Below are 21,916 nucleotides of genomic sequence, written 5' to 3'. Positions count from 1 at the left end.
AATCAGTTTACTGATCAAGTCGTGCAATTTCTTGTTTTATTTTGCTGATTTTTTTATAAAAAGGCTTGTTCTTTCTAAGCGCACTCGGCAAGGCAGACAACGCACTTTTAGCCTCAGCGAGTGATGCATAACTGCCAATAGTAACCACCCACCACACTTTATTATTTCGCTTAGTTTGATATACCTTAGCGCGCTGGCTTAAATTATGTTGAATAATAAACTCACGGGTGATTTTTTCCTGTGTAACAGCTAGCAACTGCACAGTTGTATTATTATCTGACTGGGCTAAATACCAAGCGTTATCTGATACGTTATTTGAGGTTTTAGGCTGCGGGTTTTCTTTTTTGTCACTTTCGATTGGCTCAATAGTCTCAGAAGTGTTTAAGCTTTGTGGTAACGCCTCGCTTTGTTCACTTTGCTCACTTTGAGCGCTTTGTTGAGCCTGACGCGTTAGGCTTTGCATAATCGCCGGCACATCGTTTTTATGAGGTGCTACATTACTTTGTGATTTATCACTGACCGGCTCTGAAGGCAAATCTGCTTTTGAAATATCAGAATTGTCATTACTGACTTCTTTATCCGCGCTTGGGATAGCGGTAATTTTAGAAGCAGGAATAGCGGTATCTATGGCTTGGCTTTGTTGATTTTGATAGTACGTTTGCCACCACTGAGTCATGTCATTTTTATACAGCAAACCAATGATAAGTAGCATAATTATAATTAACAACGAGATTAAGTGTACTCGCCACGACACTTTATCTTTTTTTACAATATCAGCCACATGCTCCGTTGGCTGCCATGCTAATAATAAGCTGGGGTTGCCTTTCGCTTCATTTAAAAATGCGCTAAATACGGGGTCTTCATCGTACGGTAAATTAGGAAAATACCAGCTCATTAGCTGTTTAGATTCATGTGCAGACAAAGGCTCTAAGTAAATTTCAACGGCACTATTAATAGCCAGCTTTGATTGCGAGGCTAGCATAATATAAAGCGTTACAGGGCTGTTTTTAGCAAGTAACTCTAACTCTTGTAATAGCTCTTCAGATAAGTGCCTTGCATTATCGAGCACCCATAAACAGGCCTCACACGGCTGCTGCTGCAACAGTTGGTAAAAGTTTTCACTTAACGATAAATCATGGTCAATCAGCGGAGAGTTAAAGCTTTGCTCTAATATATCACTCATCAGTGATACATCATTTACACTGGCACTTACTTGTACAAATGCTTTGTTAAAACTGTTGTATTTGTCGGTGATGAAGGTTTCGAGCATATAACTTTTGCCTAGGCCAGAGGTGCCTAGTAATACAATTAAGTTTTGCCCGTATTCAAATTGCAGAGCGATTCTATCCACCAACGCCGCACGGCTTGGTAAAATTTGCGCCTGCATTATTGCTCGATTAACGCTCTAACTTGGTCGTCTGATACATCATCTACCAATGCGCATTGACCAAATTGAGTAGGTAAAATGAAGCGGATAGTGCCTTTTTTATTTTTTTTGTCTTTGCGCATGTGCATTAAAAACTGCTCAGCAGTCATTTCACTAGGGATCTCAGTCGGTAAATTATAAAGCTTGAGTAGCGTTACAATTCTATCTACCTCTATTTGCGATAAATCACCGCGTGTATGCGCTAATTTAGCAGCAAGTACCATTCCGGTAGCAACAGCCTCGCCATGTAGCCATACACCGTATCCCATTTGCGCTTCAATTGCATGCGCAAAGGTATGCCCTAAATTGAGTAATGCACGGAGGCCATTTTCTTTTTCATCTTGCGCTACGATAAGCGCTTTAATTTCACAACATCTATAAATAATATGCTGCAAACTTGCTTCATCTAGTTGCTGTAGCTTTTCTACATTTTGCTCAATAAAAGCAAATAGCTCGGTGTCGTAAATTAGACCATACTTAATAACTTCGGCCATACCCGCTGCAAATTCGCGCGCCGGTAAAGTGTGAAGTGAATTAGTATCAATAAAAACAGCTTGCGGCTGATAAAACGCCCCAATCATGTTTTTACCCAATGGGTGATTTACCGCTGTTTTTCCTCCTACAGAGGAGTCAACTTGTGATAGCACCGTAGTAGGAATTTGAATAAACGGCACACCGCGCTGATAACATGCAGCAACAAAGCCTGTTAAATCGCCAATAACACCGCCACCTAATGCAATTAAGCATGTGTCTCGGCCGCAGTTATTTTGCAATAAAAAAGCTGATATTTTCTCAAACCATTCAAGTGATTTGTATTGCTCACCATCAGGAATGACAAAAGAAAGAGGGTCTAGGTCAGCTAACGAATCTAGCAGTCCTTGTAAATATAAAGGCGCAACTGTGTCGTTAGTGATAATGATAGGCCGACAATCACCAATGTGGTGAACAAGGCGGCCATTATCTTGAAGTGCAGATTGACCAATAAAAATAGGATAACTTCGCTCGTCCAAATTAACAGTTAATTCAAGCATGCTTTGTTATTTCCTTTATTATTGGTTTTTAAAAATCTAATTTCTCGATGATTTGGTTAGCAACAACTTTAGCGCTTTGCTCATCGGTGCGTACAACAAAATCGGCAACTTCTTTGTATAGTGGCTCGCGTTCTTCTGCTAAGCGCTCTAGTACATTACGAGGTGCTTCTTCAGTTTGCAGTAATGGGCGACGCTTGTCGCGTTGCGTGCGTGCAACTTGCTTTTCTATAGGTGTCTCTAGGTATACAACGATACCACGAGCCGAAAGCTTGTTTCGAACTTCTTTACTCATTACTGAACCACCACCGGTTGCAAGTACAATACCTTGCATTTCGGTTAAGTCGCCAATAACAGATTCTTCACGAAGTCTAAAGCCTTCTTCACCCTCAAGATCAAACACCCAGGCAATATCTGCACCGGTACGGCGTTCGATTTCTTGATCAGAATCGACAAATTCAAGGTGTAATTGGTCAGCGATGTGACGACCAATCGTGCTTTTGCCAGCCCCCATGGGGCCAACTAGAAATATATTACGTTTCTCAGCCATATCTTTTAGTACAAACGAACTCTAAAATTTGAAATAAAACCCCGCCTAACGACCTGGCCCCAAAATTAAGGAGGGGATTATCTCAGTAATTGGCCGGGTATTTCAAGTCTATTACAATAAAAAGCCATATAACGAGCAATTATTATCAATAAACACTCGCTGGCGAACATAAAACCACTAAATTTTAGTCTATTTGTATTTTCGGTGTCACGAAAATAAGTAATTCACGTTTCTCATTAAACTCGCTGGTGCTCTTAAATAAGCGTCCAACATATGGAATATCACCAAGTACAGGTACTTTATTTGTGGTATTAATGATTTGCTGCTGAAAAATCCCCCCCAGCACAACGGTTTGGCCGTTATCAACCAGCACTTGTGTTTCAATTTGTTGAGTATCTATCGAAACCGCTTCACCTGTACCAGTTTGAACAGTCTCACCACGAGTATCTTGTGTGATTACTAAGTCTAAAATTACTTTGTTATCTGGCGTTATATGCGGTGTCACCTCAAGGCTCAATACCGCTTTTTTAAAGCTTACAGTCGTAGCACCACTTGAGGCTGATTCTGTATAGGGAATTTCAGTACCTTGCTCAATACGTGCTTTTTGCTGATTAGCTGCAGTAATGCGCGGACTCGCAATAATCTCACCTTTATTTTCTTCTTCTAAAGCGCTTAGCTCTAAATCAATTAAGGTACCATTAGCCAGCTTAGCTATGTGTAAACCAATACTTGCCGCAGGGTTAGTAATAGGTAGGTTTACATTAAGACGGTCTGATAAATCAGGAATAGTGCCATTTGAGATAGACTCAGCTCCTTCAAGCGAGCCTGAAATACCATCACTATCTTGTTGATCACTAAATCCCCAACGTACGCCTAAGTCTTCTGTGACGTTATCGCGTACCGTAACCATACGTGATTCAATAACAACTTGTTGCACTGGGATATCGAGTGTTTCAATCATACGACGAATACTCTCAATGCTCTTCGCTGTATCTTTAATGAGTAATGTATTGGTACGCTGGTCAACCGATACACTGCCTCGGGCAGAAATGATGCTGTTAGTGTCGGTTTTCAGTAAATCTGCAAAATCTTCAGCCTTAGCGTAGTTTAAACGAATATACTCGCTATATAGTGGCTCTAAATCCTCGACCTTTTGTTTTGCTAGTAAATCTTTAGCCTCTCGAGCAGCAAGCTCTTCTGCCGGTGCCACCATCAGTATTGAGCCATCCATGCGCTTATCAAGACCTTTAATGCGCAGTACAACATCTAAAGCCTGATCCCATGGTACGCCATCTAAACGAAGCGTGATATTACCGGTTACTGAGTCACTCGTTACTAAGTTAAACTCGTTATAACCCGCTATTATTTGCAGTACCGCTCTGACCGAAATATCTTGGAAGTTTAAGGTCATTGGTCGGCCTTGATATTCTTTACCGCCATCTAAGTAGGCATTTTGCGTTTCATCTTTTTCAATCGTTAACGTTAAAATGTTATCTATTTGCTGGTAGGTAAAGGTAAAAGCCGCATTAGGCTCAATAACAACACGGCTTAAGCTATCTTCTTTAAAGGTTTCAATGGTACTTACAACAGTACCAAAATCTAATACATCTAGTTCATACAGTAAGTCGTCTAAAATATCTGTGTGATGAAACTCTGCAATTATTTTTCCACCACTTTCATGTACTTCTATCGCAGCTTGCGTGTCTTGCAAAAATACTAAAACTTTTGCTTCACCTTTTTCACCACGGCGAAAATCAATAGACTGAATACGGTTAATATAAGCACTTGATGCATCATAACCATTGCTGCTTTCATCAGAAGCTTGTTCAGTAAGCGGGTTATCAGACACGCGCAACGACACTAAGTTATTATTTACTTGTGTTTCGTATATTTTTAAACGCGCTAAATTTACGGTAACTTTTAAGCCTTGCTCTGTCAGTACGCTGCTTACACTATTAATACCCGCGTGATCGACCGGTACATTTTCAAGACCCTGCTCTAATTCGGCGCCTTCAAATAGCATTTCTATACGCGCTGGTGTGTTGTGTACTTGAATTTTAGGTTGTTGTGTTAGCTCTTCGTCAAATACAAGTTGTAACTCGGTCTCGCCTTTTAGCAAGGGGTTATAACGTACATCATAAAGTAGTGGCGCTGCACTGGCTGTTTTTGCAACAAAAAGAGCCAATATGACAAATAGCACCGCTTGAAAACGATGATGCCAAAGTACATCCTTATGCATGTGTGTTTTACCTTTTTTATTATTAATTTGCGCCATTATTTGCCGCCTCTAACATTTCTAATTTAGTCAGCCGCTCTTTCCAACAACCCGACCCATCAGGGATTAATTCTATTAACTCTACATAATCACTACTTACAGACTTAACTTTACCGTCATAGGTCCCTAAGTAATTATTTACCGTTACCCTGTGCAGCGTTTCATCAGCTGCGGTGATCAATGCCCACATTTGCCCGTTAGAGCCTAATGTACCTTTCATTGATAGATTATCGAGCGGGTACTTTTCTAGCGGCTCTCTCACTCTATCAGGGTCAGGGTGTAAACAGTTTTTAATTTGCGTTAGTTTATTTTGAATAATTTCAGGCTGTGGAGCCACAAAAGGGCTTCGTAATTGCGATGCATTATATTCAAAATGCTCAAACTGCGTTAATTCTGGTATTTTCTCAACTCTAGGCGTGGTACTAGCCTTTACTTGGTCAATAAACTCTTTTTGCTCAGACGTATCGTCGTTACAGCCTGCCAATAATAAAACAGACAATGATAATAAAGGGACTAATCTCACTTTTTAACCCCTTCTTCATAACGATACGTTTTTGCTACCACACTGAATGTTAGTTGCTTTTCGCCAGATGATACAATCGAAAAGTCATGTAAACTTACAATTCGTGGTAATTGGGCTACTTTTCCTACAAATTCACCAAACTCATGGTAAGTACCTATTACTTCAATTTTTATAGGCAGCTCGGTATAAAACTCTTTTTCAACCTCTGGTAACCAGCCGATTTTTAAAAATGTTAAACCGCTAGTAGTACCTACATAAGATAAATCATCTAACAGGCCAGGGGTTTCATTTGAGGTAGGTAATCGCTTTAGTAGTTGAGAAAACTTATCTTCCATTTCAACCATTTGCTGGCGATATATATCAAGCTTACTGGCTACGGCATACTTTGTTCTGTAAGTACTGCGCAGCTCTACTTCTTTTGCTACCGCGTTGTGATAACTGTCTATTTCATCAGACACTAATAAGCTGTAACTAAAAAACAGGACTAAACCGGCTATAAATAAACAGCAAATTGCTTTTACTGCAACGGGCCACTCACCAATGTTGTCGAGCTCAATTTCATTCCAATCTATTTCATTTAAGGCTTTTAAATCAAGGTTCATCACTTACCTCACCAATTTCATCAAATGGTTTTACGTAAAACTCCATATTAAAATCACTGAGTAACCGTGATGTTTGATCGCCTGCCACAATACCCTGCATGGTCGGTCTTTCTAACAAATATGAACCTTGCACCTGACGCAGCATAGTAGACAAGCGGTTGTTTGATTCACTACGCCCTAGCACATGTATTTGACTGCCGCGGCGCTCTAGTTTAGTTAAATATACCCCTTGAGGAACAATTTTTGCCACCTCATCCATAATTTGAGTGCCTAAGTTACGGCTGCTTTGTAGCTCTTCAATTAACCGCATACGTTGTTGTAAGTTTTCTTTTCGCTTATCGAGATCTCTAATCTCACTAATTTTTTTATCAAGCATGCTAATTTCAGAGCTTAAATAATTATTTTTTAAATTTTGGCCATCCTTTAAACCAGAATAAAAAGAGCTAAGTAAGTACATACTTGCAAAACAGACAATAACAACCGCGATTAAAATTGTTATAAATTTCTTTTTTGATTCTTCTCGCTGTAGCTCTCGCCACGGCAATAGATTTATATGTGGCATGATGAAAAGCTCCTTAATGCCAAACCAGTAGCAATTGCAAACTGCGTTCTATTTCGCTGCATTATATTTCTATCTACTTTTGGCGAAACTTCCATATTTGCAAATGGCTCAGCTACCACGGCATGAATACCTAACTCTTCAATTAACAATCTATCTAAACCGTCAATCATCGATGTACCGCCGGTTAGCACAATATAATCTACTTGATCTTTACCTGTGGTTGTTAAAAACATTTGTACCGCACGGCGCACTTGTTGCAATAATGATGTTTGAAACGGTGCGAGCACTTCAAAGGTATAATTTGGGGGTAAATCACCCGTTGTTTTGCCAATTTCTGCCTCATCAAAGCCTTTGTTATAGTAAGACACGATACTGTTAGTGTACTGGTCCCCACCAAACACTTGGTCGCGGGTATAAATTGTTTCTCCCGCTTGAACAACACTCACCAACATCAAAACAGCACCAATATCTACTACGGCAACACACTTATTAAAGGCATCACTTGGTAATTGCTGATAATACACATCCATTGCTCTACTTAGCGCATAGCTTTCAACATCAACCACTTTAGCGGTTAAGTTTGCCGCCTCAAGTGCGCCCACACGAGCTTCAACACTTTCTGTACGCGCAGCAGATAACAGCACATTCATTTTACTCGGATCGGCTTCGTTGGTAGAAAGCTTTTCGAAATCTAAACTCACTTCATCAAGGGGGTAAGGTATTAAGCTGTCAGCTTCTATTTCAATTTGCGACTCTAATTCAGCGTCACTTAATGAAACATCCATAAAAATAACTTTAGTGATAACGGTTTGCCCTGATACAGCCACTGCTGCTGTTTTTAAAGATTTTGGTAGTTTTCTTTTTAATTTTGTAATTATGTTACCAATTGCTTCAATATCCTGAATAGAGCGCTCGCTCATTGCGCCTTTTGGCATAGGTTCAATTGCAAGTGCTTCTAGTCGAAATCCCGTTTCAATTTCACTTAAAAGCACTGCTTTGATAGAGTGCGATCCGATATCAATTCCGACCATCGCAGTGGATGGCTTTTGAAATAGTTGACTTAGCATGTTTGCAACTTGACCTTTGTTTTAATAATAAACAAGTTATAATTTTTTTAGTAAAAAATATTATTCATTTTTTAATCAATATATACTAGCAGTCTAAACTCGCAATTGGGAGTCCATTTAGGGAAATATAAGTGATTTTATTAAAACGAACATTACAATTTTTTATCATTTGCACGTTAATTGGTCTGATAACTTTAATCAGCCTTTATTACTACGTTAAACCCGATATCCCCAGTGTGCAAGTTTTAAAAGACGTGCAATTACAAACCCCTATGCAAGTCTTCACAAAAGATGGGCTGTTAATTAATCAATTTGGTGAAAAACGCCGTATTCCCGTCACCATAGATAACATACCTCAGCCCTTAATTGATGCCTTTTTAGCAACAGAAGATAACCGTTTTTACGACCATATTGGTATAGATCCTATTGGTATTGTCCGCTCTGCTATTGTGTTAATTTCAACAGGTGAGAAAAAACAAGGTGCAAGTACCATTACTATGCAGCTTGCTCGTAACTTCTTTTTAACACGAGAAAAGGCGTATATTCGTAAAGTTAAAGAGATTTTTATAGCTCTACACATTGAAAGTGTATTAACTAAAGATGAAATTCTTGAGCTATACCTTAATAAAATAGAACTAGGTAATCGTGCATTTGGTATTGGCGCAGCGGCACAAGTTTATTATGGTAAAGAGTTAAAAGACCTCACCCTTGCGCAAATGGCAATGATCGCAGGTTTACCTAAAGCCCCTTCGGCACTTAACCCAATTCGTAACCCTATTAGAGCAAAAGCACGCCGCAATGTAGTGCTTGGTCGCTTACTTACAGAAAACTATATAACGCAACAACAATACAACGAAGCGGCAAACCAGCCTATCACTGCTTATTTTCACGGTGCCGAGATAGACCTTTATGCCCCTTATATCTCTGAGATGGTTCGTGCTGAGATGGTTAAGCGCTACGGTGTAGAAAAAGCATATAACTCTGGCTTTAAAATATTTACCTCTGTGGAGTCTAAAGTTCAAAAGGCTGCGCAAACAGCTTTAGTTAATAATTTACATAACTACGATATGCGTCATGGCTTTCGTGGATCTGTAGACATGCTATGGGATCCAGAAACACAGCCCGCCTTAAGTGAGCAGCAAATTGTAGAAAAGCTAAAACCAGTTAAAGAAATAGCTGATTTGCACGCTGGCGTGGTGTTAAATGTGGCAGAGAAAACCGCTGACGTTATTTTAAAGAATGGCCAGCGCACCACACTTGATTGGGATAATTTAAAATGGGCGCGTAAATACATTACCCGCTACCGCCAAAGTTTTGCCCCTAAAGCCGCTACTGACATTCTTACCCCTGGTATGCAAATATGGCTGCGTAAAAATAACGACGACAGTTACCTGCTAAGCCAAATACCAGAAGCTGCCAGTGCACTTGTTTCACTCGACCCACAAGATGGTCGTATTAAAGCCATAGTAGGCGGTTACAGTTTTGAGCAAAGCCAATACAACCGAGCGGTACAAGCTAAACGCCAAGTTGGATCTAATATCAAACCCTTTATTTATTCTGCTGCACTCGAAAATGGCTATACATTAGCCTCTATATTAAATGATGCGCCAATAAACCAATGGGATAAAAGCTTAGGTGTAGCATGGCGACCAAAAAACAGCCCAGCTGTTTATAATGGCCCTATACGTATACGCCGTGCATTAGCACAATCTAAAAATGTTATTTCTGTACGTTTACTCCGTGGTGTAGGACTGCAGCGCACGGCTGATCACTTACTTAAGTTTGGTTTTAAGGATGCTGATATTAACCGCAGTGAATCGTTAGCATTAGGGAGTGCATCAATCACGCCATTAGAGCTTGCTCGCGGCATGAGCGCATTTGCTAATGGTGGTCATTTAATTGAACCTTACTTTATATCTGAAATTCAAGATGCCTATGGCAATGTACTATTTAAAGCAAACCCAGCGCTTGCTTGCGACGAAGACGAGCTACTACCCGTCTCTCAAGAAATGGATAGTTTTGCCAACAATAACTTAGATACCGCTACAGCAGATGAGCAAGCCATGCAACCTCGTTGTGCACCGCGTGTTATATCAAAACAAAATGCGTTTTTAATTGCTGAGGCTATGCACAGCGCAGTATGGGGTGGCGGTAGCTGGACACATAAAACAGGCTGGAGCGGGACAGGTTGGCGTGCGCAAGCATTAGATAGGCGCGATCTATCGGGTAAAACAGGCACAACCAATGACTCTGTTGATACCTGGTTTAGCGGCTTTAACCGCAATGTAGTGACTTCGGTATGGGTTGGTTTTGACAACCCAGGAAACTCACTAGGACGTTCAACCTATAATAACAACCTAGATAGCAGCCAAATTTCTGGTGCTGAATCAGGAGCTAAAACGGCACAGCCAGCTTGGGTTGATTTTATGAAAGTTGCCCTTGAAGGCACACCAGAAGCGCCAATAGAGCCTCCTGAGGGACTCGTTTCAATTCGTATCGATTTAAAAACAGGTTTGTTAAGTCATAAAAACGACTACACCAGTCGCTTTGAATATTTTGAAAAAGGCACAGCCCCTACAAAATATGTACTGTCTCAGCCAACTGATATTTTTGAAGAAGATACAAAAACCGAAGAAGAGCTATTTTAATCATAGTGAAGAAAACAAAAACGGCAGCTTACACAAGCTGCCGTTTTACTATTAATATTTAGCTGCGCTATTTTAGGTTTTTAACTAACCAATATAAATCAGAGTGAACTCCAGCGGCGGTCACTTCTTTGCCTGCCCCAGGGCCTTGTATTACTAGGGCGTTTTCGTTGTACCACTGGCTATTAATAACAAAGATATTATCGCCAGGTGTTAAGTTAGCTAAGGCATCCCCTTTAGGTGCGTAAGTTATACCTACCTTCGCCGTAACTTTACCCTGTTCTAATGCCAACAAACCTGTATACCTAAGTACAGCATCTTGTGCATTTGCCGCATCGGCATGGTGCTTAATAAAGGTATTTAGCTTATCTTTGTTCGCTAAAAAGTCATCCCACGAACCTTGGGCTAACTCATCAGGCATTAATGCTTGTAAGCTTATATCATCTAATTCTAATTCAATGCCAAGCTCGCGCGCCAATATCAATAATTTACGTTGCATATCGCGGCCCGATAAATCCTCGCGGGGATCAGGTTCTGTAAAGCCCATTTTTTGCGCTTCAAGAACAAGGTCAGAAAATGCCACACTGCCATCGTACTTACTGCATAACCACGAGAGTGTGCCCGAGAAAACACCTTCAATACGGGTAATTTTATCGCCACTATTTTGTAAATCGGCCAACGCAAAGTTAATTGGCAACCCTGCCCCTACACTGGTGTTGTAGCGCCAATGCAAGTTACGCTCGCTAATACTTTGGCGCAGCGCGTTATACCAGTTTGATGCAGCAGTGCCCGCGTACTTGTTAGCACTTATTAAATGACAGTCTCGCTCAACAAAGTCGGTATATAATTGGCTAAATTGCTCACTTGCCGTTATATCAACAACCACTTTATGCTCGTAATCAAGTTCGTTTAACGCACTTAATAAATCAGCCTGCTCATAAGCAACGGCATTATGCTGCCACTGTTTTTTCCATTGTCCAAGCGTAATACCCGAGGCATTAAATAGCATATATTGCGAGCGAATTAACCCAACTAGCTTAATACTATAATCGCCCGACAAACGCTTAAATTGAGTATCTAGCTGGCTTAAAAATTCATCGCCTACATTACCTAAACCAGCTACAACCAGTGCAACTTCTTGACCTTTATTAATTAGTTTTTCGTGTAATAAACTCAGTACATCGCTTTCTATTAACTGATCAGTTAATAGCAATGTATAGCCTGTATCTTGATGAATAAAACGAGGGTGAATACTTTGCTGATTTAAAACCTCAGCCGCTAATGTACTTAGTGTGTAAACATCTTGCGTAGGCGCAACCACCGCGCAGCCGTTTAAATTAGACTCACTTATGCTTGCTCGCCCAGCAAAATAACTCACTACTTGATGCGTAGCACCCGCAGGCACCACTAAGTATGTGTCGCCGTTGTGTATAAAATGATGAAGGCTATGTTGAATAAGTTGGCTAACATGTGCCACTTCACCTGCGTTAAGACCTTCAACGAGCAGTAAATCAACGTTTTGCAATGTAGTTATAAAACGTTTTTGCTTAGCTTTGCCTTGTTTTACAATATCGGTAGGGGCAGCTTGCACATCAAAACTACTGCGTACAGCCAACTTAATATTACTGTTTTTTAAAGGCGAAAGCGTTTTAGCATGTAAAACAGGATTACCTAATCTAGCTAATAAGTTAGCTTGTTCACGGCACACCTTGTTGTACTTAATCGCTTTTTCAACTTTTCGTGGGTCGGCACTAAACACCCCTGGCGTATCAGTCCAAATACATACATTATGTGCATCGCAATAATTGGCTAATAAGGTGGCGCTGTAATCACTGCCATTGCGCCCAAGCGTAACCGTATTGCCATCAGCACTTGCTGCGATAAACCCTGTTACTACATTAATCTTATTTGCATCAATAATTTGGCTACATTGCTGCTTGTTTTGCGCATGCAAAAGCTCTCCGCTTGTTACACTAAACAGCGCTCTAGCATCATGAGCACACGCTTGAATGTTTAATTGCGTTAAATAGGCTGCTAGTAACCGCGCAGACCACAGTTCACCATGCGCCAGTAACGCCGCCTCTTGCAACTGTTGCTTACTGGCTTGCTCTGCTACGTCACTTAGTTCTTGCGCTAACACAGCTAAAGCCGTGTGTTTAGCGTCGGCTTTTAATAGCTTTTCAATTAATACTGTTTGATGATTACTCAATTGCAGTAAAATATCAGCAACGGCTTGCTTATCTTGCTGTTGATAACTTTGCCACAGCGAAACCAAGGTATCGGTGGTTTTACCGGCAGCAGATACAACCACGCAATCTCCAGGCTGTGTGTGGCCAATAATAATTTTTGCCACACTTTTATAACGCTCGCTCGAGCTTAAGCTCGAGCCGCCAAATTTATGTACACTTTTTACCATACTCAATCACCACAATGCCGGGTGAGCAGCCTGTTGCTTTACATCACCATTGGCATTGCCTGCAGCTTTACCAACACGGCCTACATTTTTGTTTTGCCCTGGTTTAACTAAATTAAATACACGCTCAAAATCAGCCAATAAGTCTTCTATATCTTCAATACCGACCGAAATACGAATTAACGTATCGCCCACCCCCGCCTCAAGACGCGCTTTAGGCTCCATACCAGCATGAGTCATGGTCGCAGGATGGCAAATTAAACTCTCAACCCCACCTAACGATTCAGCTAAGCTAAATTCTTTAAGGCTTGTTAAAAACGCCGCAGCATCATCCACATCACCCTTAATATCAAAACTAACCATGCCACCAAAGCCAAGTTGCTGGGCTTTAGCAAGCGTATGTTGAGGGTGCGATTCAAGGCCTGGGTAGTAAACTTGGCTAACATACTCAGAGCTTTCAAGGTATTTAGCAATCGCTAGGGCATTTTCTTGGTGCTGTCTTAAACGCACATTTAAAGTACGTAAACCGCGTAACGTTAAATAGCTATCAAATGGAGCGCCGGTAATACCAATGTTATTGGCCCACCAAGCAAGCTCGTCACCAAGCTCTTGTGTTGCAGCAACAACTGCACCGCCTACAACATCAGAATGGCCGTTAATATATTTGGTGGTAGAGTGCACAACAATATCTACGCCAAACTTAATTGGGTTTTGCAATGCCGGTGATAAAAAGGTGTTGTCGGCAGCCACCAATGCCCCGCACTGTTTTGCTATATCCGTCACGGCTTTAATATCCGTTAAGCGCAGCACAGGGTTACTTGGTGTTTCTATCCAAATTAATTTAGGTTTAATAGTTAAAATTTGTGCTAAGTTTTCTGGTTTAGTTAAGTCAAGAACCTTTAACTTAAGTAGGCCGCGCTTCTCTAACGACGTAAATAAACGGTAACTGCCGCCATAACAGTCGTGTGGTATAACCAGCGTATCATCGTTATTTAATAACTGTGTGGCTAAATGCACCGCAGCCATACCCGTAGCGGTAATAATGCCGCGAGCACCACCTTCAAGTTCTGCTAGCGTTTCAGCTAATATATCGCGGTTAGGATTACCACTTCGTCCATAGTCGTATGCGCGTTTTGTATCAAAATCGGCAAACGAATACGTCGTCGATAAATAAATTGGTGGCACAACGGCACCATGATGTTTATCGGCATCTACGCCATTACGTACAGCAATGGTTGCTTTGTTTTTTTCGCTCATATTCGTCACCTAATTAATTTGGATGTTTAGACGTCTAAAAGAGTATGTTATCCATTATAATAAGTCAAAGCTTTTAAAGCTCTAGATGGCTAAAAACAACATCCATGTAAAGCTCTCATAAACCTTTATTTACTGTTACAGCCAGCTTATTAAGATAGATTGCTATCTATTATTTGACTATCTTTTTTAAAACGATAGAATTTCACGCATATTTACACGCTTTTTACGCCGTGTGAGAAATTAATAATCTGAGGCAACGATACATCTTATGGCTAAATGGAATGGTGAGTATATTCACCCATACGCAGAACACGGGAAAAAATCAGAGCAAGTTAAAAAGATCACCGTTTCGATCCCGCTAAATGTATTAAAAGTATTAACTGATGAGCGTACACGTCGTCAAATAAACAATCTGCGTCATGCAACAAATAGCGAGCTTTTATGCGAAGCCTTTTTACATGCTTTTACCGGTCAGCCGTTACCAAACGATGATGACCTTCGTAAAGATAACGCAGAAAAAGTTCCAGAAGAAGTGAAAAAAATAATGCAAGAAATGGGGCTCGAAGTACCTATTTTAGACGAAGAGTAGCCAAGTATTTACACTCGCTACTTTTTAGTCGCTTAAACAAAAAACCTCAGCCAAGCTGAGGTTTTTTATTTGCGGCTATTTAAGCCATGTAATTTTCAGGTAAGTCAATTTGCGCCACGCCCGATTCAACTGCCGCAATCGCAACCGCCTTGGCTATACGTGGTAATAAACGCGGGTCCATCGGCTTAGGAATAATGTAATCTGCGCCAAATTCAAGTTTATCCACACCTGCAGCTTTTAATACTTGCTCAGGCACTGGCTCTTTAGCAATGCTACGAATAGCTTCAACAGCGGCTATTTTCATTTCATCGTTAATTGCGCTTGCACGTACATCAAGTGCACCACGGAAAATAAACGGAAAACACAAAACATTATTAACTTGGTTTGGAAAATCAGAGCGACCCGTTGCCATAATTAAGTCTTTTCGTGCACTGTGCGCTAGCTCAGGTGCAATTTCAGGGTCTGGGTTTGAACATGCAAATACCACTGGCTTATCGGCCATCAACTTAAGATCTTCAGGTGCAAGTAAGTTAGGGCCCGATACACCTACAAATACGTCTGCATCAGCAATTACATCTTGTAGAGTACGCTTATCTGTATTGTTAGCAAAAAGCTGTTTGTATTCGTTTAAATCATCGCGGCGAGTATGGATAACTCCTTTACGGTCTAACATATAAATATGTTCGCGCAATGCACCACACTTAATTAATAGCTCCATACAGGCAACCGCTGCAGCGCCTGCACCTAAACATACAATAATGGCATCTTCTATTGATTTGCCCTGCACTTCTAATGCGTTAAGCATACCTGCTGCAGTTACAATAGCGGTACCATGTTGGTCATCATGAAAAACCGGAATACTGCAACGCTCAATAAGCGCTTTTTCAATTTCAAAACACTCCGGTGCTTTAATATCTTCTAAGTTAATGCCACCAAACGTGTCGGCAATATTAGCCACTGTATTTATAAAGTCTTCAGTGGTGCGATGCTTAACTTCAATATCAATAGAATCTAGGCCAGCAAAACGCTTGAATAAGAGCGCCTTACCTTCCATAACAGGTTTAGAGGCTAATGGCCCTAAATTACCCAAACCTAAAATTGCTGTACCATTACTGATCACCGCAACCATATTACCTTTACCGGTATATTTATATGCATTGGCTGAATCTGCTGCAATTTCTCGCACAGGCTCTGCAACACCAGGGCTATATGCTAATGCTAAATCTTGCACCGTTTCAGCTGGTTTTGTTAGCTCAATGCTGATTTTGCCTGGAACGGGGTGTGAGTGGTAGTGTAATGCTTGTTCACGAAAATCTGACATAACGCGATGGTATCCTGCAATTTAAGTTAAGTGAGAGGGAGTATGGGGCTAAGATACTCTTATTATTTTTAAATTCCAAGCAATATCAGGTCTATCCTGTTATATGCTATATCCGTTAATTTTAAGTGATTTATCAGCAACTTCGCTAAAAGTTATCAATTTTAAACAAATAAAAATTCAGTCAAAAAGTGCTTTTTGAGGTTCATTTTGCCCTGCCAATATTTTTCTAAAATAGCAGGATATTAAAATAGCAAAATGCACCAATATGGCGCGTTTATCACCGTTAAAAACAAATATCGCCACGATGAGCTCTTTTAGCGACTTGGTTAAAAACTAACGTATAAAAAATATAGAGAAGAATTGTGAGTTTGTCTGCAAAGGTTTATGCATATTCAGAATAAGAACAGGAAATAGTTATGCATAAGTAGTACGGCAATAATTGCTGATATTTCAGCAAAAATGCTAAATTTTAGGCACAAAAAAAGCACCCAAAGGTGCTTTTTTTACTAAACAGCAATAATTATTTTTTGCTGCTAAGTGCACCGAAGCGCTTGTTGAAGCGATCAACACGGCCGCCAGTGTCTAAAATCTTTTGCTTACCAGTGTAAAACGGGTGACACGCAGAACATACGTCTAGGTGAATGTCTTTACAAAGAGTAGAACGAGTTTCGAATTTGTTTCCGCATGAACATGTTGCAGAAATTACTTCGTACTTAGGGTGAATACCTTCTTTCATAGGAACCTCTAGTTAAGGCCGCATCGCTCTCCAAACCCGAAGTCTGGCACCATACGTCGTTAAAACAAATTTATAGGCCGCGGATTTTATCCAACTAGCTTGCCCCGCACAAGCTTTAATTACGCTTTTTGTCAAAAAAGTAACCAACCAACACTACACTGCCCATTTGCATGTAGGTTTTTAAGCTTATTTTTAGTACATTAAGCTATTACCCTTTATTACATGAGTTGTTATGCGCTTTGTTGAAGTTGCTATTAAAGTTCCGTTACCACGCACCTTTGATTATAAAATAGATGAACAACTTACCTCGCTCTCGGCGCCTATTATGCCTGGGATGCGTGTTTTAGTGCCTTTTGGGAATCAAAAGAAAGTAGCAGTTGTTCTTGCACTTAAAACGCATACCGACGTACCCGAAAACAAAATTAAAGCGGTTGCTGAGGTTATTGATCAAACCCCTATTTTATCTGCGCAGCATTTAGAACTGCTTAGCTTTACCGCCCGCTATTATTGCTACCCACTCGGCGAAACTATACACATTGCGTTGCCTAGTGCGCTTCGTCAAGGCGAAAACCCCGATAAAACCAGTATTAACATGGTTAGCCTTACCGAAAAAGGCGCGAAGGTTCCGTCGTTAAAAGCAAAAACCCAACTAAACTTATTAAAGCAACTCGCACAATCGGGGAAGTCGCCGGTAACCGAGCTAAAAGCGCTCGGCTTTAGTAAAAAAACAATAGATGCCTTAATAGATAAAGAACTCATAACCCAGAGCATTGAGCATGATAATCAATGGCAAAGCATTATGCCCACAGTTGGCACCAAGCCAGTACTTAATAAAGAGCAAGCCGTAGCATGCACAACTATAAATCAAAGTGTTGGCTTTAAGAGCTTTTTATTAGAAGGTGTGACAGGCAGCGGTAAAACCGAAGTGTATTTACAATGCCTAGAAGAGGTCCTTAAACGTGGCGAGCAAGCCTTAGTACTGGTGCCTGAAATAGGCTTAACGCCCCAAACCGTCAACCGATTTCGTCGTCGCTTTCCTGATACGCCAATTATGTTATGGCACTCAGCCCTAACCGATAACGAGCGCTTGCAAACATGGCGTTTTTGCGAAAAAGGCAGCTGCGCAATTGTAATAGGTACCCGTTCGAGCATTTTTCTCCCTTTTTTAAAGTTAGGAATGATAGTGGTTGATGAAGAGCATGACTCATCATTTAAACAGCAAGATACCTTACGTTACCATGCACGCGATTTAGCAGCTTATCGGGCATTTCAGCACAAAATACCGCTTATTTTAGGCAGTGCCACCCCAGCACTGGAAACACTGCACAAAGCTATAAACAACAAATACCAACTTTTAAGCCTTACAGAGCGCGCGCAAACGGCAACCGATAATCAGTTTATGTTGCTCGATATGAAAGGTCAGCCCGACCAAGCGGGTATTGCTCATGCAAGCCTTGCTACTATGCGCCAGCATTTAAACTGTGGTAAGCAAGTTATGGTGTTTTTAAATCGTCGTGGCTTTTCTCCTACGCTTATTTGTCACGAATGTGGCTGGCTCAGTGAGTGTAATCGCTGCAGCACCAGTGCAACTTTTCATAAAGCCATAGGCCAAATGATTTGCCACCACTGTGGGGAACAACACCGAGTTCCTCACCAGTGCCCTGATTGCGGTAGCACACAAATTTTTCCTAACGGAAAAGGCACAGAGCAAATTGAAGAGTTTTTGTCGAGTGAATTTCCCGAAACACCAGTCACACGTATCGACCGTGATTCAACCCGCCGTAAAGGGAGCTTAGAAAAAGCCCTTGAGGAGATAAACCAAGGTGGGGCGCGTATCCTAGTAGGTACACAAATGTTGGCCAAAGGTCATCATTTTGCCGATGTTAGCTTAGTGCTTATATTAGATGTAGATAGCGGTTTGTACTCGTGTGATTTTAGAGCTACTGAGCATTTAGCCCAGCTAGTGACCCAAGTTGCTGGGCGCGCGGGTCGCTCGGGGGAGCCTGGGCAAGTATTACTGCAAACCCACTTTCCTGAACACCCTTTATTGCAAGACTTGGTGAATAATGGCTACCAAGATTTTGCCCGTTTTGCTTTAAGTGAACGTGATGATGCCGACCTTCCACCCATTACCAATATGGCTATAGTTAGAGCACAAGGACATAGTATTAAGCTCGTTGTCGATTTTTTGACGGATTTGGTTCCTGTTAACGGTGTATCTGGTATACAATTGCTCGGTCCAATTCCTGCTCCACTAGAAAGAGTGGCAGGTATGTACCGGTTTCAATTGCATATTCAAGCGCAAGACCGCAAAGTATTGCATCAGTATCTTGCGCAAATGGTCGACTATTTAAGCACCAGCAAACTTGCCCAAAAAGTGCGCTGGAGCCTTGATGTTGACCCTATAGACATGATTTAGGTTAAAGCCAAATGGCACAGCACGATTATATTAATAAAAAACCAGCGGGTAGAAAAAATACCAAGCAAGCCCCTGCTAAAAAACCATTTCCTATACTTTTAGTTGTTATTACTGTTTTGCTTGTAGGTGGGTTTGCCTATGGCTTATGGTTTATTAAAAATAACGCCGACCCTAAGCTGGTTGAGCAGCAAGCGCACCCTAAAACAGCTGAAAAAGTAGAAATAGCTAAGCCTCGCGCGCCCAAGTTTATTGAAGAAATTAAAGAGCACGAAATCCAAGTAGAAGTAAGAGAAATTGAGCAAAAAGGCCCCTATGTTATGCAATGTGGGTCGTTTAGAACACATGAGCAAGCCGAAACCCTTAAAGCTAAAATTGCTTTTGCTGGCTTAATTTCTGAAATTAAAAAGACCACAGGTACTAATGGTGTTTGGTATAAAGTGCGTTTAGGCCCATATAAAACAAAGCGCCAAGCCGAAAGCGACAAAAACAAACTCAAGCGAGTGCATGTTGTTAGCTGCGGAATTTGGGGCTGGACTTGAAATTAGACCATTCACCCATATAACCTCATCATAATCGTTTTTTACAAGCTGCCCCCGCAGCTTGATGATGAGGAATAACATGACCACTATCGTAAGTGTACGCCGCGACAATAAAGTAGTAATTGGTGGCGACGGCCAAGTTTCGCTTGGTAATACCGTAATGAAGGGCAATGCCCGCAAAGTTCGACGCCTTTATAATGGTAAAGTAATTGCTGGTTTTGCTGGCGGTACTGCTGATGCTTTTACCCTTTTCGAACGCTTTGAAAGCAAACTAGAAATGCACCAAGGTAACCTAACTAAAGCCGCTGTAGAAATGGCCAAAGACTGGCGTAGCGACCGAGCCCTACGTAAACTTGAGGCGTTGCTGGCAGTTGCAGATGAAACCGCTTCACTAATTATCACCGGTAACGGTGACGTAGTGCAGCCAGAGAACGATTTAATTGCTATTGGTAGCGGTGGTAACTTTGCTCAATCAGCAGCCACTGCCCTATTAGAAAATACCGATTTAAGCGCTCGCGATATCGTAGAAAAAAGCCTTACCATTGCTGGCAACATCTGTGTATTTACCAACAACTTCCAAACAATCGAAGAACTATAATAGGACCCATTATGTCTGCTATGACCCCAAGAGAAATTGTACACGAGTTAGATCAGCATATTATTGGTCAAGCTAAAGCTAAAAAAGCCGTGGCTATTGCCCTGCGTAATCGCTGGCGTCGAATGCAATTAAACGATGACTTACGTAGCGAAGTAACACCTAAAAATATTTTAATGATTGGCCCAACAGGTGTAGGTAAAACTGAAATAGCTCGCCGTTTAGCTAAACTAGCAAATGCGCCTTTTATTAAAGTAGAAGCCACTAAATTTACCGAAGTGGGTTACGTGGGTAAAGAAGTAGAGACTATTATTCGCGATTTAGTTGATGTATCAATTAAAATGACCCGCGAGCAACAAACTAAAAAGTTTAAGCACCGCGCAGAAGAAGCGGCAGAAGAGCGTATTTTAGATGCACTTTTACCACCAGCTAAAGATCAATACGGTGAAACACAGCGTGATGACAACTCATCTACTCGCCAAACATTCCGTAAAAAACTGCGTGAAGGCCAGCTTGATGATAAAGAGATAGAGATAGATTTAGCGCAAGCGCAGCCAAATGTAGAGATTATGGCGCCTCCTGGTATGGAAGATATGACCAACCAGTTGCAGAGCATGTTTCAAAACATGGGTGGCGACAAACGTACTAAGCGTAAGTTAAAAATTAAAGAAGCCTTTAAGCTATTAACCGAAGAAGAAGCCGCCAAATTAGTTAACCCTGAAGAACTTAAAGAGCAGGCTATTTTTGCAGTAGAGCAAAACGGTATTGTGTTTATTGATGAAATAGACAAAATTTGTAAGCGTGGCGATTCATCAGGCCCAGATGTAAGCCGAGAAGGTGTACAACGCGACTTACTTCCACTAATTGAAGGCTCAACCGTTAATACTAAGCACGGTATGGTTAAAACCGACCACATGTTATTTATTGCATCGGGTGCGTTCCAAATGGCTAAGCCATCAGACATGATCCCTGAGCTTCAAGGTCGTTTACCTATTCGTGTTGAGCTTGAGGCACTGACTGCTGATGACTTTAAACGCATTCTGACCGAGCCACATGCTTCACTTACTGAGCAGCAACGTGAGCTACTTAAAACTGAGCAAGTCAATGTTGAGTTTAACGATGATGCAATAGAGCGCATAGCTAAAGCCGCTTGGCAAGTAAATGAGAAAACCGAAAACATTGGTGCTCGTCGATTACACACAGTAATGGAAAAATTAATGGAAGAAATCTCATACGATGCATCAGAGCAAGCAGGCTCTACCCTTACTATAGATGCCGCCTACGTAGAAAAACACTTAGGTGCACTTGTAGAAGATGAAGACTTAAGCCGCTTTATTTTATAAGCTAGGCAAAAATACTATACTAAAAG

18 protein-coding genes are annotated in these 21,916 nt (G+C 41.1%); 6 read left to right on the top strand and 12 right to left on the bottom strand.

The window, feature by feature from the left end; all coding sequences use genetic code 11:
* Positions 1-7: 7 nt before the first annotated feature.
* The 8 genes from WDB87_RS01635 to WDB87_RS01600 all read right to left on the bottom strand — a co-directional run bounded on the left by WDB87_RS01635 (position 8) and on the right by WDB87_RS01600 (position 8,033).
* Positions 8-1,387, bottom strand: coding sequence for an AAA family ATPase (locus WDB87_RS01635; RefSeq protein WP_286245953.1), 1,380 nt, complete (start codon positions 1,385-1,387; stop codon positions 8-10).
* A complete protein-coding gene (gene aroB / locus WDB87_RS01630; RefSeq protein WP_337848819.1) occupies positions 1,387-2,457 on the bottom strand; it encodes a 3-dehydroquinate synthase in 1,071 nt (356 codons plus the stop codon). The genes WDB87_RS01635 and aroB overlap by 1 nt, the downstream gene beginning before the upstream one ends.
* Positions 2,458-2,485: 28 nt before the next feature.
* The gene (aroK, locus tag WDB87_RS01625; RefSeq protein WP_004589350.1) at positions 2,486-3,004 is read right to left on the bottom strand and encodes a shikimate kinase AroK; all 519 of its coding nucleotides are present in this window, start codon (positions 3,002-3,004) and stop codon (positions 2,486-2,488) included.
* A gap of 184 nt (positions 3,005-3,188) precedes the next feature.
* Positions 3,189-5,279, bottom strand: a complete 2,091-nt coding sequence (locus WDB87_RS01620; protein WP_337848818.1) for a type IV pilus secretin PilQ — start codon at positions 5,277-5,279, stop codon at positions 3,189-3,191.
* Positions 5,266-5,802 (bottom strand): pilus assembly protein PilP, encoded by a 537-nt coding sequence (locus WDB87_RS01615; RefSeq protein ID WP_286245950.1) that lies wholly within the window; start codon positions 5,800-5,802, stop codon positions 5,266-5,268. Before WDB87_RS01615 ends, WDB87_RS01620 begins: the two co-directional genes overlap by 14 nt.
* The gene (locus WDB87_RS01610) at positions 5,799-6,404 is read right to left on the bottom strand and encodes a type 4a pilus biogenesis protein PilO (RefSeq protein WP_286247648.1); all 606 of its coding nucleotides are present in this window, start codon (positions 6,402-6,404) and stop codon (positions 5,799-5,801) included. Before WDB87_RS01610 ends, WDB87_RS01615 begins: the two co-directional genes overlap by 4 nt.
* Entirely contained in the window at positions 6,394-6,966 is a 573-nt protein-coding gene (locus tag WDB87_RS01605) for a PilN domain-containing protein (RefSeq protein WP_286245949.1), read from the bottom strand. The genes WDB87_RS01610 and WDB87_RS01605 overlap by 11 nt, the downstream gene beginning before the upstream one ends.
* Positions 6,954-8,033 carry a pilus assembly protein PilM gene (locus WDB87_RS01600; protein ID WP_286245948.1) on the bottom strand — a complete coding sequence of 360 codons (1,080 nt, stop codon included), beginning with the start codon at positions 8,031-8,033 and terminating at the stop codon, positions 6,954-6,956. The genes WDB87_RS01605 and WDB87_RS01600 overlap by 13 nt, the downstream gene beginning before the upstream one ends.
* Before the next feature lie 131 nt (positions 8,034-8,164).
* Here WDB87_RS01600 and WDB87_RS01595 point away from each other — a divergent pair, with 131 nt between their 5' ends.
* Positions 8,165-10,681: a penicillin-binding protein 1A gene (locus WDB87_RS01595; protein ID WP_337848817.1), complete on the top strand. Its 2,517-nt coding sequence runs from the start codon at positions 8,165-8,167 to the stop codon at positions 10,679-10,681.
* A 67-nt stretch (positions 10,682-10,748) separates the two neighbouring features.
* On the opposite strand, the gene metL is transcribed toward WDB87_RS01595, so the two are convergent.
* Positions 10,749-13,094 carry a bifunctional aspartate kinase/homoserine dehydrogenase II gene (gene metL / locus WDB87_RS01590; protein ID WP_337848816.1) on the bottom strand — a complete coding sequence of 782 codons (2,346 nt, stop codon included), beginning with the start codon at positions 13,092-13,094 and terminating at the stop codon, positions 10,749-10,751.
* A 6-nt stretch (positions 13,095-13,100) separates the two neighbouring features.
* Positions 13,101-14,348, bottom strand: coding sequence for a cystathionine gamma-synthase (metB, locus tag WDB87_RS01585; RefSeq protein ID WP_337848815.1), 1,248 nt, complete (start codon positions 14,346-14,348; stop codon positions 13,101-13,103).
* A gap of 268 nt (positions 14,349-14,616) precedes the next feature.
* On the opposite strand from metB, the gene metJ reads away from it, so the two are divergent.
* Positions 14,617-14,937, top strand: a complete 321-nt coding sequence (gene metJ / locus WDB87_RS01580) for a met regulon transcriptional regulator MetJ (RefSeq protein WP_004589341.1) — start codon at positions 14,617-14,619, stop codon at positions 14,935-14,937.
* Between the two features lie 79 nt (positions 14,938-15,016).
* On the opposite strand, the gene WDB87_RS01575 is transcribed toward metJ, so the two are convergent.
* Positions 15,017-16,258: a malic enzyme-like NAD(P)-binding protein gene (locus tag WDB87_RS01575; protein ID WP_286245944.1), complete on the bottom strand. Its 1,242-nt coding sequence runs from the start codon at positions 16,256-16,258 to the stop codon at positions 15,017-15,019.
* Between the two features lie 520 nt (positions 16,259-16,778).
* Positions 16,779-16,994, bottom strand: a complete 216-nt coding sequence (gene rpmE / locus WDB87_RS01570) for a 50S ribosomal protein L31 (RefSeq protein ID WP_008115018.1) — start codon at positions 16,992-16,994, stop codon at positions 16,779-16,781.
* 232 nt (positions 16,995-17,226) lie between these two features.
* On the opposite strand from rpmE, the gene priA reads away from it, so the two are divergent.
* The 4 genes from priA to hslU all read left to right on the top strand — a co-directional run bounded on the left by priA (position 17,227) and on the right by hslU (position 21,890).
* Complete coding sequence (gene priA, locus WDB87_RS01565) at positions 17,227-19,413, top strand: primosomal protein N' (RefSeq protein ID WP_337848814.1); 2,187 nt, start codon at positions 17,227-17,229, stop codon at positions 19,411-19,413.
* 11 nt (positions 19,414-19,424) lie between these two features.
* A complete protein-coding gene (locus tag WDB87_RS01560) occupies positions 19,425-19,952 on the top strand; it encodes an SPOR domain-containing protein (RefSeq protein WP_337848813.1) in 528 nt (175 codons plus the stop codon).
* Positions 19,953-20,031: 79 nt separating this feature from the next.
* Positions 20,032-20,550, top strand: a complete 519-nt coding sequence (gene hslV / locus WDB87_RS01555; RefSeq protein ID WP_004589336.1) for an ATP-dependent protease subunit HslV — start codon at positions 20,032-20,034, stop codon at positions 20,548-20,550.
* Between the two features lie 11 nt (positions 20,551-20,561).
* Positions 20,562-21,890 carry an HslU--HslV peptidase ATPase subunit gene (gene hslU, locus WDB87_RS01550; RefSeq protein ID WP_337848812.1) on the top strand — a complete coding sequence of 443 codons (1,329 nt, stop codon included), beginning with the start codon at positions 20,562-20,564 and terminating at the stop codon, positions 21,888-21,890.
* Positions 21,891-21,916 lie beyond the last annotated feature (26 nt).

The sequence above is a fragment of the Pseudoalteromonas sp. C12FD-1 genome, assembly GCF_037414265.1.
Taxonomy (GTDB): Bacteria; Pseudomonadota; Gammaproteobacteria; order Enterobacterales; family Alteromonadaceae; genus Pseudoalteromonas.
This window is presented reverse-complemented; position numbering and strand designations above follow the sequence as displayed.

Coding starts and splice junctions, on each gene's coding strand:
- hslU (WP_337848812.1), top strand. CDS start 20,562: ATGTCTGCTATGACCCCAAGAGAAATTGTACACGAGTTAGATCAGCAT.
- priA (WP_337848814.1), top strand. CDS start 17,227: ATGCGCTTTGTTGAAGTTGCTATTAAAGTTCCGTTACCACGCACCTTT.
- metB (WP_337848815.1), bottom strand. CDS start 14,348: ATGAGCGAAAAAAACAAAGCAACCATTGCTGTACGTAATGGCGTAGAT.
- aroK (WP_004589350.1), bottom strand. CDS start 3,004: ATGGCTGAGAAACGTAATATATTTCTAGTTGGCCCCATGGGGGCTGGC.
- WDB87_RS01605 (WP_286245949.1), bottom strand. CDS start 6,966: ATGCCACATATAAATCTATTGCCGTGGCGAGAGCTACAGCGAGAAGAA.
- WDB87_RS01560 (WP_337848813.1), top strand. CDS start 19,425: ATGGCACAGCACGATTATATTAATAAAAAACCAGCGGGTAGAAAAAAT.
- metL (WP_337848816.1), bottom strand. CDS start 13,094: ATGGTAAAAAGTGTACATAAATTTGGCGGCTCGAGCTTAAGCTCGAGC.
- WDB87_RS01610 (WP_286247648.1), bottom strand. CDS start 6,404: ATGAACCTTGATTTAAAAGCCTTAAATGAAATAGATTGGAATGAAATT.
- WDB87_RS01575 (WP_286245944.1), bottom strand. CDS start 16,258: ATGTCAGATTTTCGTGAACAAGCATTACACTACCACTCACACCCCGTT.
- metJ (WP_004589341.1), top strand. CDS start 14,617: ATGGCTAAATGGAATGGTGAGTATATTCACCCATACGCAGAACACGGG.
- hslV (WP_004589336.1), top strand. CDS start 20,032: ATGACCACTATCGTAAGTGTACGCCGCGACAATAAAGTAGTAATTGGT.
- WDB87_RS01635 (WP_286245953.1), bottom strand. CDS start 1,387: ATGCAGGCGCAAATTTTACCAAGCCGTGCGGCGTTGGTGGATAGAATC.
- rpmE (WP_008115018.1), bottom strand. CDS start 16,994: ATGAAAGAAGGTATTCACCCTAAGTACGAAGTAATTTCTGCAACATGT.
- WDB87_RS01600 (WP_286245948.1), bottom strand. CDS start 8,033: ATGCTAAGTCAACTATTTCAAAAGCCATCCACTGCGATGGTCGGAATT.
- WDB87_RS01620 (WP_337848818.1), bottom strand. CDS start 5,279: ATGGCGCAAATTAATAATAAAAAAGGTAAAACACACATGCATAAGGAT.
- aroB (WP_337848819.1), bottom strand. CDS start 2,457: ATGCTTGAATTAACTGTTAATTTGGACGAGCGAAGTTATCCTATTTTT.